General features: G+C 69.7%; 17 protein-coding genes and 1 pseudogene. All 18 read left to right on the forward strand.

Annotated features, from left to right (window positions below):
• Positions 1-6 precede the first annotated feature (6 nt).
• Positions 7-756 carry a maleylpyruvate isomerase family mycothiol-dependent enzyme gene (locus EOT10_RS19475; protein ID WP_223281086.1) on the forward strand — a complete coding sequence of 250 codons (750 nt, stop codon included), beginning with the start codon at positions 7-9 and terminating at the stop codon, positions 754-756.
• Positions 757-1389: 633 nt separating this feature from the next.
• The gene (locus tag EOT10_RS19480; protein WP_223281087.1) at positions 1390-2943 is read left to right on the forward strand and encodes a class I adenylate-forming enzyme family protein; all 1554 of its coding nucleotides are present in this window, start codon (positions 1390-1392) and stop codon (positions 2941-2943) included.
• 77 nt (positions 2944-3020) lie between these two features.
• The gene (locus EOT10_RS19485; protein WP_127829493.1) at positions 3021-4838 is read left to right on the forward strand and encodes a DUF3556 domain-containing protein; all 1818 of its coding nucleotides are present in this window, start codon (positions 3021-3023) and stop codon (positions 4836-4838) included.
• A complete protein-coding gene (locus EOT10_RS19490; RefSeq protein WP_127829494.1) occupies positions 4835-6265 on the forward strand; it encodes a phytoene desaturase family protein in 1431 nt (476 codons plus the stop codon). Before EOT10_RS19485 ends, EOT10_RS19490 begins: the two co-directional genes overlap by 4 nt.
• Positions 6266-6301: 36 nt before the next feature.
• Positions 6302-6484, forward strand: a complete 183-nt coding sequence (locus EOT10_RS19495; protein WP_223281103.1) for an SDR family NAD(P)-dependent oxidoreductase — start codon at positions 6302-6304, stop codon at positions 6482-6484.
• A gap of 122 nt (positions 6485-6606) precedes the next feature.
• Complete coding sequence (locus tag EOT10_RS19500; RefSeq protein ID WP_127829495.1) at positions 6607-7128, forward strand: phytoene desaturase family protein; 522 nt, start codon at positions 6607-6609, stop codon at positions 7126-7128.
• Between the two features lie 32 nt (positions 7129-7160).
• Positions 7161-8408, forward strand: coding sequence for a PucR family transcriptional regulator (locus tag EOT10_RS19505; RefSeq protein WP_223281088.1), 1248 nt, complete (start codon positions 7161-7163; stop codon positions 8406-8408).
• A 509-nt stretch (positions 8409-8917) separates the two neighbouring features.
• The gene (locus EOT10_RS19515) at positions 8918-9109 is read left to right on the forward strand and encodes a hypothetical protein (RefSeq protein WP_127829497.1); all 192 of its coding nucleotides are present in this window, start codon (positions 8918-8920) and stop codon (positions 9107-9109) included.
• Positions 9110-9288: 179 nt separating this feature from the next.
• Entirely contained in the window at positions 9289-9588 is a 300-nt protein-coding gene (locus EOT10_RS19520) for a hypothetical protein (RefSeq protein ID WP_127829498.1), read from the forward strand.
• A gap of 193 nt (positions 9589-9781) precedes the next feature.
• Positions 9782-10045 (forward strand): annotated as a pseudogene (locus EOT10_RS19530) (heavy metal translocating P-type ATPase); the annotation flags it as partial.
• A 224-nt stretch (positions 10046-10269) separates the two neighbouring features.
• Positions 10270-10767 (forward strand): Fur family transcriptional regulator, encoded by a 498-nt coding sequence (locus tag EOT10_RS19535; protein WP_223281089.1) that lies wholly within the window; start codon positions 10270-10272, stop codon positions 10765-10767.
• Positions 10751-10948 carry a hypothetical protein gene (locus EOT10_RS42055; RefSeq protein ID WP_223281090.1) on the forward strand — a complete coding sequence of 66 codons (198 nt, stop codon included), beginning with the start codon at positions 10751-10753 and terminating at the stop codon, positions 10946-10948. Before EOT10_RS19535 ends, EOT10_RS42055 begins: the two co-directional genes overlap by 17 nt.
• Before the next feature lie 12 nt (positions 10949-10960).
• The gene (locus EOT10_RS19540) at positions 10961-11983 is read left to right on the forward strand and encodes a CobW family GTP-binding protein (protein ID WP_127829499.1); all 1023 of its coding nucleotides are present in this window, start codon (positions 10961-10963) and stop codon (positions 11981-11983) included.
• A complete protein-coding gene (locus EOT10_RS19545; protein ID WP_223281091.1) occupies positions 11980-13014 on the forward strand; it encodes a WD40 repeat domain-containing protein in 1035 nt (344 codons plus the stop codon). The genes EOT10_RS19540 and EOT10_RS19545 overlap by 4 nt, the downstream gene beginning before the upstream one ends.
• Positions 12960-13412, forward strand: coding sequence for a (2Fe-2S) ferredoxin domain-containing protein (locus EOT10_RS19550; RefSeq protein ID WP_431313305.1), 453 nt, complete (start codon positions 12960-12962; stop codon positions 13410-13412). Before EOT10_RS19545 ends, EOT10_RS19550 begins: the two co-directional genes overlap by 55 nt.
• Positions 13399-13761, forward strand: a complete 363-nt coding sequence (locus EOT10_RS19555) for an ArsR/SmtB family transcription factor (protein ID WP_127829501.1) — start codon at positions 13399-13401, stop codon at positions 13759-13761. Before EOT10_RS19550 ends, EOT10_RS19555 begins: the two co-directional genes overlap by 14 nt.
• 135 nt (positions 13762-13896) lie before the next feature.
• Positions 13897-14541, forward strand: coding sequence for a choice-of-anchor M domain-containing protein (locus tag EOT10_RS19560; RefSeq protein WP_127829502.1), 645 nt, complete (start codon positions 13897-13899; stop codon positions 14539-14541).
• A 95-nt stretch (positions 14542-14636) separates the two neighbouring features.
• The gene (locus EOT10_RS41350; RefSeq protein WP_189491790.1) at positions 14637-16322 is read left to right on the forward strand and encodes a choice-of-anchor M domain-containing protein; all 1686 of its coding nucleotides are present in this window, start codon (positions 14637-14639) and stop codon (positions 16320-16322) included.
• Positions 16323-16392: the final 70 nt, after the last annotated feature.

The raw sequence follows: 16392 nt of genomic DNA on the forward strand, positions 1-16392 counted from the left end.
GGGCCCGTGCCCGACAACATCGCTGTCTCCCCGGCCGAGGTCGCGCTCGTCCTCGACGGCGTCCGCAACTCCGCCGCACGCCTCACCGCCACTCTCGCCCCGCTGACCAACCTCCAGGCCCGAGAACCGTCAGCGCTGCCCGGCTGGAGCCGCGGCCACGTCCTCACCCACCTCGCCCGTAGCGCGGACGTCTACCGCTGGCTGCTGACCCTGGCCCGGACCGGCACCGAGCCCGGCCCCCGGGCCGACACCGCCACGCTGGACCGCGCGCTGCATGCAGGCGCCGGGCGCAAGGGCACCGAACTCGTCGCAGACCTGCGCACCAGCCTGGACGGACTGCTCGACGAGGCGGCGTCCATGCCCGCCGAACGCTGGACCGTCCTGGTCACCGCGCTCGCAGGCTGGCAGCACCCGGCCTGGTTCACCCTTCGCCGCTGCCGACGCGAACTCGAAACCCACCACGCCGACCTGAACCTTGACTACACCACCGCCAACTGGCCCGCCGACTACGTCACCTGGGCGCTCGACGACACGCTGACCGCGCTGGCGGCCCATCACTTCCCAGTAGCCCGCATCAAGGCCGAGGACCTCGACCGATCCTGGACGCTCTCCGCGACCGGCCCCACCGTCACCGGCCCGGGCCACACCCTTCTCGCCTGGCTCGCCGGACGCCGCACAGACCTGCAGCTCCACTCGGACCTCCCGCTGCCGACGCCGCCAAGGTGGCCACTCCCACCGGTTCCCGGCTGGAACTGAAGCACGTAGTCACCCTGACGTCGGCGATGAGCACATCAAGGGGCTGATCATCACCACGGCTGTCGCGACCCCGCCGGAGGTCAGGCCGACGACCAGCTGCTGGAGTTCTCCACCGAGGGTCTCGCGGTCGGCCTGACATCCGCCGGGGTTTGCGGGGCTGAGTGCTGCCCAGGTACAGCCATCGACGAAAACGGAGCAAGGGGCACCCGAGGGCGACCCGCAGCGGCTGAGCGCACGCCGTGGCAGCGCGGCTGGGGCGGCCCGGCCTGGCGCTGAAGAGATGACCGGTGTTCGGAAGTCGGCAGGTACCGGTGGTCGTTCCCGACGTCGGTGCCGCGAGGTCAGCGGGGTCCGGGGGCCGTGGCGTGGACACGCTCACCATGTGCGGGGGCCCGAATCGGGGGGCACCGACGGGAGTTCGCGGGGTGGTTGGGATCGGCGCCGACTACGGTGCGGGCTGTCAGCGCGATCCTGCGGTGGCATTGGGGCAGCTCGCGCCACGGACTCCGATCCTGTCGTTCACGTGGCGCGCGCTTCCCGTGGTCAGCGCGCGCGACGCCTGAACCTGAGGCGCCAGGCGTGGAGCGACTCCCCAGGCCCGTCTGTCGATGATGCACAAGCGTCGGTGGTGTTTTGTCGACGCTGAACATGGGCGGGAAGCCGGGATCTCCCTACCGTTCCAGGTCACGCAACAAAGCCGCACATCGCCGTAACAACGAGGTGACTTTGGTGACCATCGGATACTTGCCCTGGGGACGACCTAACGGGGTCGCGTCCCGCCCATGCTTGCGCGACTCCCGCCACGAGCTGACGTACGCGGAGGTGGCGCGCCGAGCCGACGCCATCGCGGAGCAGTTGTCCGAACGTGGGATCGGCGAGGGCGACGTCGTCGCCATCATGTTGCCCAACCGGGTCGAGCTGCTGCTGGTGATGCTCGCGGCCTGGCGCCTGGGCGCGACCGTGACACCGATCAACCCGGTCTTCACCGCCAACGAGTCGGAGTACCAGTTGCGCGACTCGGGTGCCGCGCTTGTGGTCAACAGCGGCTCCCAGGCGTCGACGGTGGGCCTGCCGTCGATCGCCGTCGACGCCTTGCGGACCGAGCCTGCCGGGGTGCTGCCCGACCGCGGGGTGCGCCCGGAGGAGCTGGCGCTGCTGATCTACACGAGCGGTTCGACCGGCCGCCCCAAGGGCGTCATGCTCGAGCACGCGAATCTGCTGGCGATGGCCTCCATGGTGTCCGGTCACCTCGGGCTGACCGATGCCGACCACTGCCTGCTGGTCCTGCCGCTGTTCCACGTCAATGCCATCTGCGTGAGCTTCCTGTCTTCGATGCTGGCCGGCGGACAGCTCACGGTGCTGGAGCGATTTGCGCCACTGTCCTTTTTGGAGGCCGTCGAGCGGCACCGGCCCACCTACTTCGCGGCCGTGCCGACCATCTATGCGCGGCTGGCCGAGCTCCCGGCCGAGGTCGTGCCGGACACCTCGTCGCTGCGGTTCGCCATCTGCGGGGCGGCACCGGTCTCGAGGGAGTTGCTCGAGCGGTGCGAGGAGCGGTTCGGCTTCGTGATGGTCGAGGGTTACGGACTCAGCGAGGGCACCTGCGTCTCGACGTGCAACCCCGTCGAGGGCGTGCGCAAGCTCGGTACGGTCGGGCCGGCGCTACCCGGGCAGCAGATCGCCACGATTTCGCCGGAGGGCGAGATCCTCCCACCGGGCGAGGTGGGGGAGGTCGTCGTGCGTGGCGCGAACGTCATGCGGGGCTACCTGAACCGCCCCGAGGAGACCGCCGCGACGATCGTCGACGGATGGCTGCGCACGGGCGATGTCGGGCGGGTCGACGAGGACGGCTGCCTCGTGCTTGTCGACCGGGTGAAGGACATGATCATTCGCGGCGGGGAGAACCTCTACCCCAAGGAGATCGAGTCCGTGCTGTACGGCCATCCGGCGGTCCTTGAGGCCGCCGTGGTCGGTGCTCCTCACCCGGTGTACGGCGAAGTCCCCATCGCCTATGTGGTGGCCTACCCCGACGTATCGGTGACGGTCGACGGGCTGCTGGTCCACTGTCGGCAGAGCCTCACCAAGATCAAGCTTCCAGTCGAGATCCATCTGCTCGACGCGTTGCCGAAGAACCCCGTAGGCAAGATCGACAAGCCGTCCCTGCGCAGGGCGTTGCAGCTCCGATAACCACCCTCACGGAAATCGCACGAACCGAGGTCCGACTCGGTCCGGCAGGTACCCCCTTGTCACCGAAGGAGCCGCACATGGGATTCACAAAAGGTAACTTCCCACCCGTCGACGTCGAAACGTTCCTGGACAAGCCGCTGCGCGAGCGGATGAAGACCCTTGCCCTGCACTGGGTGGAATACGGCTTCGGCTCGCCCAAGATGATCCACGCCACCTACGTCGTCAAACTGCTCGTCCTCTACCTGCTGGGCGGCACCGCCCTGGCGACATCGACATCCGGGGTCAGCCCGTTCTGGGACGTCTCACAGTGGTGGAACGAGCCGATCGTCTATCAGAAGCTGGTCCTGTGGACGGTGTTCCTGGAGGCGCTCGGGCTCGCCGGCTCGTGGGGGCCGATCGCGGGTAAGTTCAAGCCGATGACCGGCGGTGTCCTGTTCTGGGCCCGCCCCGGCACCATCAGGCTGCGGCCGTGGCGACGCGTGCCGTTCACCGGCGGTGACCGGCGCACGGTGGGTGACGTCGTGCTCTACGTCGGTCTGCTCGCGACCCTCCTGGTCGCGCTCGTGCAGCCGGGCGTCCCGAGCGCCACGCTGTCGGCGGTGCTCCCCGAGAGCACCACCGGCCTGGCGAATCCGGCACTGCTGATCGCACCGATGGTGCTGCTGGTCGTGTGCGGGCTGCGTGACAAGACGATCTTCCTGGCCGCACGCGGGGAACAGTACCTGCCGGCGATGGTGTTCTTCACGGTCCTGCCGTTCGTTGACATGATCATCGCGCTCAAGCTGCTGATCGTCATCGTGTGGGTCGGCGCGGGCGTGTCGAAGTTCGGACTGCACTTCACCAACGTCGTGCCTCCCATGGTCTCCAACAGCCCCTGTATTCCGGCCAAGTGGTTCAAGCGCGCCCACTACCGCGACTTCCCGCGCGACATCCGCCCGTCGAAGGTCGCCGGCGCCATGGCGCACATCGGCGGCACCGTCGTTGAGCTCGCCGCCCCGCTGGTGCTGCTGTTCTCCACCGACCCCTATGTGACCCTCGCCGCGGTCGCGCTGATGGTGCTGTTCCACCTGTTCATCACCTCGACCTTCCCGCTCGCGGTGCCACTGGAGTGGAACATCCTCTTCGCATCCGCCTCGGTGTTCCTGTTCTGGGGCTTCCCCGCGTGGGCGGGCTACGGCATCGGGGACATGTCCTCGCCGTGGCTGACCCTGGCAATCACTGCCGGGCTGGTGTTCTTCCCGATCCTGGGCAACCTGCGACCCGACCTGGTGTCGTTCCTGCCCTCCATGCGCCAGTACGCCGGCAACTGGGCGTCGGCACTGTGGGCCTTTGCCCCGGGCGCGGAGGCCAAGCTCAACTCGATCGCGCACCGGCCGACGACGAACCAGATCGACCAACTGCAGGCGATGGGCTATCCCGCCCGGGTCGCCGAAATCACGATGCAGCAGACGATCGCCTGGCGGTCGATGCACAGCCAGGGCCGCGGCCTGCTCTCGCTGCTGATCAAGCACATCCCCGATCTCGACCGGTGGACCGTGCGCGAGGCGGAGTTCGGGTGCAACTCGCTGATCGGATTCAACTTCGGTGACGGCCACCTGCACAACGAGGACCTGATCCGCGCCGTGCAGAGCCGGGTCGGCTTCGCACCGGGCGAGTGGATCACCGTGTGGGTCGAGTCGCAGGCCATCCACAGCAAGGTCCAGCACTACAAGGTCATCGACGCCGCCCTCGGGGTCATCGAGCGCGGTACGTGGAAGGTCTCCGACGCCGTCCGCGAGCAGCCGTGGCTGCCCAACGGACCGATCCCGACCCAGGTCACCTGGTCCGCGGCAGCCGCAAGGTCGGAGCACGACCGACGCGACGCGTCGGGCTCCGGTCAGAGGACGCCTGCATGAGCACGGCCGTGGTGGTTGGCAGCGGACCCAACGGGTTGGCTGCCGCCGCCCTCCTGGCGAGGGAGGGTGTGCAGGTCACCGTGCTCGAGGCCGCCGACGAGATCGGCGGCGGCACGCGTAGCAGCGAGGCGATCCTGCCCGGGCTCGTGCACGACCACTGCTCGGCCATCCATCCGATGGCCGTGGGATCGGCCTTCCTCCAGAGCCTCGAGCTGGGCCGCTACGGCCTGGAGTGGAGGCTCCCGGAGATCGACTGCGTGCACCCGCTCGACGGCGGCACCGCCGGCGTCCTGCACCGCTCCGTCGCCCAGACGGCAGCCGGGCTCGGCGCGGACGGCGCGCGGTGGCGGCGGTTGTTCGACGGGCCCGCTGCGGCCTACGACGAACTGGCCGAGGACATCATGGGCCCGCTTCTGCGGATCCCGCACCACCCGCTGCGGCTGGCCCGGTTCGGGATCCCCGCCCTGGTCCCGGCCTCGATGCTGGCGCGCGCGTTCGCCACGGAGGAGGCTCGGGCCCTCTTCGGAGGTGTGGCGGCGCACGCGTTCCAGCCGCTGCACCTGCCGCTGAGCTCCAGCATCGGCCTGGGGATCCTGACCGCCGGGCACCGGCACGGCTGGGCGGTCGCCGCAGGCGGTTCGCGGTCGATCACCGACGCGCTGGCGGCACTGCTCGTCGACCTCGGCGGCAAGATCGAGACGGGGGTCCGGGTGCGGTCGGCGTACCAGCTACCGCCCGCGGACATCACGCTGTTCGACATCGCGCCCACCGCGGTGGCCGACATCCTCGGTGACCGGCTGCCGCCCCGCATCGCCCGTGCCTACCGGAAGTTCCGTCACGGGCCGGGCGCGTTCAAGGTCGACTTCGCTGTCGAGGGCGGCGTGCCCTGGACGGCGAAGTCGGCGCGTCGGGCCGGGACGGTGCACCTCGGCGGCACGTTCGCCGAGGTGGCGGCCACGGAGCGGGAGATCAGTGCCGGACGGATGCCGGAGCGGCCGTTCGTGCTGGTGGGACAGCAGTACCTGGCCGACCCACAGCGCTCGGTCGGCGACGTCCATCCGGTGTGGACCTACGCGCACGTGCCGAACGGCTACGCCGGCGACGCCACCGAGGCGATCACCGCCCAGGTCGAGCGATTCGCCCCGGGCTTCCGGGAGCGGATCGTCGGCACAGCCGTCCGCAGCACTTCCGGATTCACCGAGTACAACGCGAACTACGTCGGCGGGAACATCATGACCGGAGCCAAGAACATCCCTCAGCTGGTGTTCGGGCCCCGCCTGACCCTGAACCCCTACGACGTAGGGCTGCCCGGCTACTACCTCTGCTCGGCGGCGACCCCACCCGGGCCTGGGGCGCACGGGATGTGCGGCGCGCATGCCGCAGAAGCCGCTCTGCGGTACCTCAGTCGGACGAACCGTTCGCGGTGAGGACGCACCGCCTACAAGACCCACCATCTGCAAGGCATCGTCACCGGCTCGGGGAAGGGGGCGCCGGCGATCACCGCCCCCGGCGTTGGCTCGATCGTCACGATCGGCTCCGTCACGGCGACCACCGGCTCACCGCTGACCGGGCACTACGCCGCGGCGAAGGCGGCCGTCGACCTGACCCGAGTTCTCCACGCAAGACCGAAAGGAATGACCGAATGACCCGCGCGGCAGTGCGGTCGCCCAGCAATCAGGGATGCTGGGCGGTCCGGCTCCGTCCCTGTTGAATGGTCGGGGGCGGGCCAGGCGGGCGGGCACGTGGCGGAGGAAGCGAGTGTGAAGGCATGAGCACGACCGTGGTGGTCGGCACGATCCATCTCGGCGGCACGTTCGAGGAGACTGCGGCCGACGAGGACGAGATCATGGGGTGGAGGATGCCCACGCGGCCTTTCGGCCTGGTTGGGCAACAGGATCTGGCCGGCCCGTCACGCTTGGTCAGCAACACTCAGCCGGTCTGTGCTCACGCACACGTCCCGCACGGCTACCGGGGCGATGCCACGGACCCCGTCATAGGACGGATCGAGCGCTTCGCACCCGGTTTCCGGGAACATGTCGTCCGCCGCCACGTGCGCTCGGTGACTCAGGTGGAGCGCTGCAACCCCAAAGGCGCGGGGGGCGACATCAGCGCGGGCGCCAACACCATGCGCCGGATGCCGGTGTGGCCCTGCCTCGCTCCCGACCCGGACACTGCCGGGATACCCGGTGTTCATCCGCGCTCCTCGGCGACTCCGCCCTGCACCGGGGTGCACGGCATGTGCGGCTACGACGCCGTCGGGTCGGTACCTGCGCACCTGGAGGTGCGATGACCATCGGGACGGATGAGGAAATCCTGCGGCTGGTGGCTGAGACCGCGCGGCGGCTCAACGACCGCCAGCGCGAAATCGCCCTGGCCATGAGCCGACTGCTGGCCCGCGAGATCAGCCACCTGGACGAGGACCAGCGGCTCGTCGAGCTACTGGAGGCCAGCGTCGATGCCAACGTGAAGACCATCCTCCACATCCTCGCCAACGACATACCCATCGAACATCTGCAGCCCACCACCGCCGCCACTGAATACGCCCTGCGCCTCGCACAGCGCGACATCCCCGGGCACTCCCTGGTGCGCGCATATCACATGGGCCAGAACGACTTCATCGAGGCGTGTTTCGCGGAACTCCAGCGGCTGGACTGCCACCCGGACCTGAAACTGGAGGTGCTGCGCCACATCTCCGGCGTGGTCTACCAGTACATCGACTGGGTCTCCCTGTACGTCTTCGATACCTATGAGAAGGAGAAGAGGCGCTGGATCAGTGCCCGGGGGAACCTGCGGTCCTCCCTGATCCACAAGCTCATCGCCGGGCACCCTCTCAGCACCTCCGTCTTCGAGCACGAGACCGGCTACCGCCTCGACCAGTTCCACGTCGGGGCCGTCGTCTGGAGCACCGAGTCGGCGCCCGGCCCGGACGACCCCCGCAACCTCGAACGCTTCATCCTCAGACTCGCCGCCGGCTGCTCCTGCTCCGGCCCGCCGATCGTCACCGCAGTCGATCCCAGCATGGCCTGGGCGTGGTTGCCGTTCGGATCCAAGCCACCCTCGCTCGACATGGACGCGGTACGTGACGCCACCACCCACCTCGCCAAGGACTGCCGGCTCGCCCTCGGCCTGCCCGCCCGCGGCCTGGCGGGCTTCAAGCGCACCCACGAACAGGCGCAGTCCGCCAAAGCCGTCGTCCTCGCCTCCGCAGGCCGCACTCCCGCCGCGGTGAGCTTCGGCGACCCGGGGGTGGCCATGGTCTCTCTGCTGGCCAAGGACATGGACTCGACTCGGCAGTGGGTGCGCGAAGTGCTCGGCCCGCTCGCCCGCAACGACGACAGTGCCGCCGAACTTCGCCGCACGCTCCACACCTTCTTCACCACGGGCGAGAACTACGGCAAGACCGCCGAGCTGCTCAACGTCCATCGCAACACCGTCAAGTACCGCGTGAGCAAAGTGTTCGACCCGTCCGGCATCACCCTCACGCACGACCGCATGGACATCGCACTCGCCCTGCAGATCTGCCACTTCCTCGGCCCCGCAGCGCTGCCCGGCGGCAAGCAGCACGGGTAACACCACAGCGGGGTCAGTGCCGAACCGGGTGACGGCGCCGGCCCGTACGGGACTGGGCTCGAAGGGCGCCGAACCTGGAGCACACCCCGGAGCCGAAACGCACATGCGCCAGGACGCCTTCAACGTCCGCGCCGCGCTTCTGGCCGTGCATCGGCTCGGGGGATCGGTGCTGGCCTGACGCCTGGGTCACCTGTCAAGGTGCTCCCACACCAGGTTCGGGGATGCCCTTGGCTGGGGGGCGTTCGGCCCAGATGGACCTTTCCCTCGCGGCTGTGCCGCGTTGCCCTTGCCGGAAACCTCGTCCGCCCAGGTAACGAGGCATGTTTGCACTCGTGGAGGATGCCGCCCAGGCGTTCACGCCTGCGTATGTCGAGGCGGGTGATCTGCCCTGTCAGGTTCCAGAACTCGGCCTGGTTCTATGACCAGTGGCGATGGGTGGAGCACTACTTCCAGGGACTGATCTCGGGTGTCGCTTCGCTCACCACGCCCGAATACCCCATCCATGGTCCGTGACCTGCGTGTTCTTGTGCGTGGCCGACCGTTGCCGGATGGCCGTGTCAGGCTGCTGGATCGTGCTGCTGCGACTGACCTACCTCGCCGTGTCGAGCGTGTTCGCCTTCATGCAGCTGCTTCCGATGAGCGAAGTTGACAAGGAGATCGAGATATTGACGCTGTGCCACCAATTGGCCGTCCTCCAGTGACAGATCGACAGGCCGCGTATCACCGCGGCAGCGAGCAGGGCAGGGCGACCGCGAGGTTGAACCATCGGCGATGAGCGAGGCATGGAAAGCTCCCGAGGAGCCGGGTTGTCAGTGTCTCGTGCGAACCTGTGACAGGCGTGCCTCCGGCGCAAACTCAGCGTTCGACCGAAGGACTGGCTGTGCCCGACCGACCCGAGATTGTCTGCATCTGCGGCTCCACACGTTTCGTGGACGAGATGCGTGCGGCAAACCGTGATCTGACCTTCGCAGGCGTCATCGTCGTCGCGCCGGGCGAAGCAGACGAGTTGATCACCAACGAGCAGAAGATCGCGCTGGACGCCCTCCACCTGCGCAAGATCGACCTGGCTGACCGCGTTCTGGTCGTCAACCCCGGTGGGTATATCGGCGAGTCCACAGCCAGGGAGATTGCATATACCCACGCCACCGGCAAGCCGATCTCGTTCACCGATCCCGTCTGACCGGTAGACGCTGGAGTGGGAACCGCGATGCGGACGCGGCCGCGCTGATCACCTAGGTGGTCAACGTCGACTCCACGATCTGCCGGGCCCATCAGCACGCGCCCGGCGCCGGCATGACGGGGAAGTTCGCCCTGTTCCCCTCCGAGGATCCAGACGGAGTCTGGACGATGCATGGCATGGACACCCCAGACCGGACACAGTGATCGTGCGCGACGAACGGGCCGCCGTGCCCGCCGCGGTGCCTCTCTCCCGGCGGGCCCGCCGCCTGGTGATCCAGAACCTCGTCATCGCCTCCGTGTTCATCTCCGGCCTGGTCGTCCGGGATCTCATCGGCACCCCGCCGCTCCCCCTCGGCGTCCTCGGCCACGAGGGCTCGACCATCATCGACGGCCTCAACGGCCTGCGCCTGTTACGCGAGTCCGCCTGGGCGCGGGCCCGCGAAGAGGCATGCCGCTGAGCCTTCGCACGCGACGGGCCGTCACACCTGCCGCCCAGGTGCGACGGCCCGTCGCCATCTCCGCATCCCTCACGGCAGGACACACCGCACAGCACATGCCTCGCATCCGAAGCCGCGTGCGGCCGAAGACGACGCATGACTGAAGGTCACATGGACATGGATTTCATTTTCATCTACGGTGGCGGCAACACCGCTTCGACGAGCGTTTCAGGGGGTGGTACGCCATGGGCAGTCGGACGACCCGGCAGCGAAAGGCGGTCCTGCGGGTGCTCTCCGGCTGCCAGGACTTCGTGTCGGCACAGGCGTTGCACGCCCTGCTCCTCTCGGACGGCGGCACGATCGGCCTGACCACGGTCTACCGCGCGCTGCGTGACCTCGAGGCGGACGGCAGCGTGGACGTCGTACGCGACGACGCGGGCGGACGGCTGTACCGGCCGCGCCCCGCCGGAGGGCACCGCCATTACCTGATGTGCCGTGACTGCGGGCGCAGCCGCGCGGTCGACTCCGAGGTCGTCGAGGAGTGGGCGGGCAAGGTCGCCGCCGACACCGGCTTCGCCGCGGTCGAGCACACCGTCGAACTCACCGGCATCTGCGCCGATTGCCGCCATCCGGCGAAGAAGGAGAACCGAAATGCCGCTGGGAGCGCGCCCCGGACCAGCCGGGCCGGACCCGAAGATGCGCCAACTCAAAGACACCGTACGGCAGTTGCTGGACCTCGATGACGACAGCGCCGTCGTGGTCCGCCAGCTCACCTGCACCGAACCGGGCTGCCCGCCGGTCGAGACCGTCGTCGCCGTCCTGCCGATGGACGGCGACGCCCGGCGCTGGACACTGCACCGGCCCGCCGACCAGATCACCGAGGACGACCTGCGCGCCGCCCTCATCACCGACCAATCCCACTGACAGGAGCCCGACTTGACCACCCCCGAAACCAGCGAACCGCACGACGAGAGGGTCCCTGTCACCGTCCTGACCGGCTTCCTCGGCTCCGGCAAGACCACCCTCCTCAACCGCATCCTCACCGAGAACCACGGCATGAAGATCGCCGTCATCGAGAACGAGTTCGGCGAGGTCGGCATCGACGACGCGCTCGTCCTCGACGCCGAGGAGGAGATCTTCGAGATGAACAACGGGTGCATCTGCTGCACCGTGCGCGGCGATCTCATCCGCATCCTGGGCGCCCTGATGCGCCGCCGCGAGAAGTTCGACCACATCCTCATCGAGACCACCGGGCTCGCCGACCCCGCCCCCGTCGCGCAGACCTTCTTCATGGACGACGAGATCGCCTCCCAGCTGCGCCTCGACGCCATCGTCACGCTCGTCGACGCCGCGCACGTCCTCCAGCACCTCGACGAGGTCAAACCCGAGGGCGTCGAGAACGAGGCCGTCGAGCAGATCGCCTTCGCCGACCGCATCGTCCTCAACAAGACCGACCTGGCCGCCGCGGCGACGCTCGCCGAGGTCGAGGCCCGCGTCCGCTCCATCAACGCGCCCGTACAGATCCTGCGCGCTCAGCACGCCCGCGTCGACCTCCAACAAGTCCTGGACGTAGGGGCGTTCGATCTGGAGCGGGTGCTCGCCGACGACCCGGCCTTCCTCACCGAGACCGAGCACCAGCACGACACCACGGTCACCTCCGTCGGCATCGAGCTGACCGGCGAACTCGACGAGGACCGGCTCAACGCCTGGCTGGGGAACCTCTTGCGCACCAAGGGCGTGGACATCTTCCGCTCCAAGGGCATCCTCGCCATCGCCGGGGCACCCCAGCAGTACGTCTTCCAGGGCGTGCACATGCTGCTCGACGGGGAGTTCGGGCGGCAGTGGCGCGAGGGCGAACCCCGCTCGAACAAGCTGGTGTTCATCGGCCGCAACCTCGACCGTGCGGCGCTTGAGCGCGGCTTCGCCGACTGCCTGGCCACGGCAGGGGCGGTCGCGTGAGCACCACCATCCAGTCCCCCGAGACTCCGCTCGCCTGGAACATCGCCGTCGACGACGCACCCGTCGCGCTCAGCGCCCGTGGTGACCTGGTCGCGGTCGCCGGAGCCGAGGGCAGTGTGCGGGTGCTGGATGCCGCCTCGGGCGCCACGGTCGGCGCCGTCGATCTGCCCGGTGGCGCGCTCAGCGTCCACCTGGCGCCGGACGCGGGCGCGTTGGCGGTCACCGGGCCGATGGGGTACGCGCTGTGGCGGCGCTCCGACGGGCGTAGGACATCGAAGTTGACCAGCGCCTGGTCGGCTTCCGCCGCCTGGGCCGACGGGCAGCGCCTCGCCGTCGCCTCCGGCCGACGTGCCCTCGTACTCGACGCGGACGGCGAGGAGTTGTGGCGTACGGAACCGGCCGCGTCCACCGTCACCGATCTCGCCTGGATGCGCCAGGGACGGCGGCTGGCCGTGGCCGCGTACGGGGCGGTGCGCTGTCACGAGCGGCACACCGAGAAACCGGTCGCCACCTACCCTTACGTGGGCTCGCACCTCGCGCTCGCCGTCGCCCCCACCGGCAAGTGGATCTGCAGCGGCAACCAGGATGCCTCCATCCACATCTGGCGCGCCCGCGACGCCAGCGAGCTGACCATGTCCGGCTACCCGGAGAAGGTCTCCCGGCTCGCCTTCGACGACAGCGGCTTCTGGCTCGCCGCCGACGGTGCACCGGACGTGACGGTCTGGGACTTCTCCGGCAAGGGCCCGGCGGGCACCGCGCCGCGCTCGCTGCGCCGCCACGAGACCGTCACGGCACTGGCCTGGCGGCCGGGCGCCGCCGGGCACCTGGCCAGCGGCGGCGACGACGGGACCGTGGCCCTGTGGCACGCCACTTCCGGTCGGCCTCGACAACTCCTCCGTCCGGTACGCGAGTTGGCGGGAGGCGGCGCGCCGGTCGCGGCGCTGGCATGGGCTGGGCCGCACCTGCTCACGGTCGCCTGGCGCGACGGCCGTATCAGGACCTACGGCGCACCGTCCCGGACCACGGTGTGAACCGGTCCGTGATCCGGGCGGCGGCGCCCCTGCCGTGCACCCTTGTCGTGTGCCGGGGCTGCTGCTGCGGCAACCCGCGCAAGCACCCCGGCACCGACCACGCCCGGCAGCTCGACCGGCTGCGCGCGGGCGCCGCCGAGCACGGCTTCCACGTGCGTACGACGGACTGCCTCGGCCCCTGCGACCAGGCCAACGTCATCGTGGTCCAGCCTTCCGGCGCAGGGCGCCGGGCCGGCGCCCGCGCGGTCTGGATCGGCTTCGCGACAGACGACGACTGCACCGACGACCTGGTGGCCTGGGCGGCGGCGGGCGGCCCCGGCGTCGCCGAACCACCCGCCGCACTGGATCTCCAGCGCATCCGCCCACCGCGCGAGGCCCGCACCCGTGCACGCCGATGACACCGAGAGGGGTGGCCGCGACGTCCTCGCGGCCACCCGCCTCGACGAGGCCACCGCCGCCTCCGTCGCCGCCACACTCCAGGCCCTGGCCACCCCGTCCCGCCTGCGCATCCTGACCGCGCTGCGCCGACAACCCCATCCGGTCGGCGAACTCGCCGCCGCCGTGAGCATGGAACAGTCTGCCGTCTCCCACCAGTTGCGCCTATTGCGCGCCCTCGGCCTGGTCACCGGCCGGCGCGACGGCCGCCGCATCGTCTACCGGCTCTACGACGACCACGTGGCCGCGCTCCTCGACCAGGCCGTCCACCACATCGAGCATCTGCGCCTGGACATCCGAAACGCGGACTGAACACCCGGGCACAGACGGCAAGTTGCTTTCCAGCCTGACCACCAGGGCCATTGCGCAACATTGTTGAAAATGATTATCGTGTGCTTGTTCGTGCGTACTCCAGTGCGCACACCTTCTGATCCAGGGGGGATCACTTTGCGCGCCTTCACGCGTACCTTCTCCATCGCAGGACCGGCCGCCGCCGCGCTCGCCGCGGTGGCCCTCGCCGCCACTCCGGCCGCCGCCGCCACGACTCTTTCCGCAGGTCACGTCGATGTCGTCGACGCCGATTGGGACGGCGCCGACCTGCATCTGCACGTCCACGACGAGGTGACCAACACCGAGTACGCCCCGGCCGACGTAACCCTGTCCGTGCCGGCCAAGGCCAAGGTGGCCAACCCCGGCTACGGCTTCCTCGGCACCGGCAGCCAGGTGTGGCTGCTGCCCGCCGACGAGGCCACCGCCAATGCCAGGGGCGTGCTGTTCCCCGGCATCTCGACCGAACACCTCACGACCGGCGTCTTCATCGGTGACAAGGTGAAGTTCACCCTCACCGGCGCCACCCGCAACGGCGCCTCGACCGACGACTTCAGCATCTACGCGGGCAGCGGCACCCGCTGGTACGACAGCGACCCGGCCACCACCAGCTACAAGGCAAGGGACTTCGGCGTCGCCACCCACAACCACGCCAACTGGGCCTTCGAGGAGGCCGGCACGTACAAGCTGACCTTCAAGGTCGAAGGCACCGTGAACGGCACCGTCGAGTCCGCCACCGAGACGTACACCGTCGTCGTCAGCTAGGGGCAGAGGTTCGGCACGGCGTCGCCGGTGGTGTGGGCGCCCGCACCACAGGCGACGCCGCTCACGCCCCGCACTCAAGAAGGCAGACCTTCACCATGCGTTCGCTCACACAGGACAGACGCCCGGCCCTCACGGCCGCGGCACTAGCGACGGCGGCCGCCGTGTTCGTCGGTGCGGCCGGGCTGGTCGCCGGCGGCGGGGGCACCGCCCGTGCCGCGGGTGGGGCCGTCGTCATCGAGGAGGGGGAGATCGACTTCGCCCCGCGGCAGGTCGACGGAAAACTGGAGCTGCAGATCGACGACCGCGGCGGCACCGGCACCGTCGTACGGGAGCCTTCCGAGGTCGTCCTGCACGTACCGCAGGCCGCACTGCAGGACACCGCAAGCCCGGTCGGCGAGGCCCTCGGTATGGGGCCGGTGGGCACCGCCTGGGCCCTCAACAACGTATGGACGGACGCGGAGTTCTTCGCGCCGGAGCCAGGCTGGAACGGCACCGAGGCGGGCGGCGACGCCCAGGTGGAGCTGTCCGGGTACGAGGGGCCCGGGGATTTCGGCATCGCCACGTACACCCGCGACATGGACAACCGCAACGAGGCGGCCGTCGCCCACCTCGCCAGCGCGGACGGCGCACCGAAGTCCTTCACGCTGCCCGCGACCGCACAACACCTCTTGCCCATATGGCAGTTCACGGCCCAGGGCGTCTACCGCCTCACCCTGACCGTGAGCGGCGAGGGCGGCACGGACACCGAGACGCTGGCGGTCGTCGTCGGGGACAGCGTGGATCCGGCCGACGTGCTGCCCGGTGACGGCACGGCGCCGACGACCCCTCCCCCGGTCACCCCCTCGAACACGCCGTCGTCGCCGACCGCCCCGCCCCGTAAAGGCGACGCGGTCGTACTCGACGACGGGCACCTCGACTTCGCGCCGCGTCCCGTGGGCGGCGGACTCCAGTTCCAGGTCGGCAAGGCCGTCGGCCAGGAACACCAGTGGTACGAGCCCGGCCGGCTCGTCCTTCATGTGAAGCCCGGCGCCCGGCGGAAGATCCCGGCGGGTTACGGCTTCCTCGGCACGCAGGGCGACGCGGTGTGGTGGCTCCCGCAGAGCCAGATCGCCGGGCTGCTCTGGCCGGGCTGGGGCGTGCCCGACTTCGACGACTCCGACCTGGACGGGCCGATCACGGCGCGGCTCGACGCGGTACAGGGGCCGGGCTCGGTGGCCATGTTCAACACGGCTTCCCTGGGCGGGACTCCGACCCCCGTCTTCAACAGCGGCGACGGGCTGCCCGACACCCATCTCCTGTACGCGCACGGGCACGGTCACTGGAACTGGACGTTCACGAAGGAGGGCGTGTACCGCACCACGTTCACACTCAGCGCCACGCTCGCCGACGGCACGAAGGTCAGTGACACCGAGACCCTGGCGTGGGTGGTGGGTGACGACATCGACCCGGGCACCGTGAAGCCGGGCGCGGGGGACGGGGCGACGGCCACGCCCACCGCAACGCCGACAGCGGCGCCGAGCGAGAGCCCGTCCGGCACCGCCTCGGCATCGCCTTCGGCCTGTCTTTCGGTCTCGGCCTCCGGCGCGCCGACGGCTTCTGTAGGTTCGTCCAGCGCGTCGAGTGCGGGCAACAGCCTTGAATCCAACGGCGGTTCATCCGGCACCGGCGCCCTCGCCTCCACCGGCGCGCGCGTCGCCCTCGTCGGCGGTGCGGCCGTCCTGGCGCTGCTCACGGGCGGTGTCGCGGTACTGGCGGCGCGGCGCCGACGCACCTCCCGGTGAGAGCTCCGCGTGCGGCGCGGGCGGGGGCAGGCATGCACCTGACCCACGCCGTACGCGGCCCGACCGTACC

This window comes from Streptomyces antnestii (assembly GCF_004005495.1).
Lineage (GTDB): Bacteria > Actinomycetota > Actinomycetes > Streptomycetales > Streptomycetaceae > Streptomyces > Streptomyces antnestii.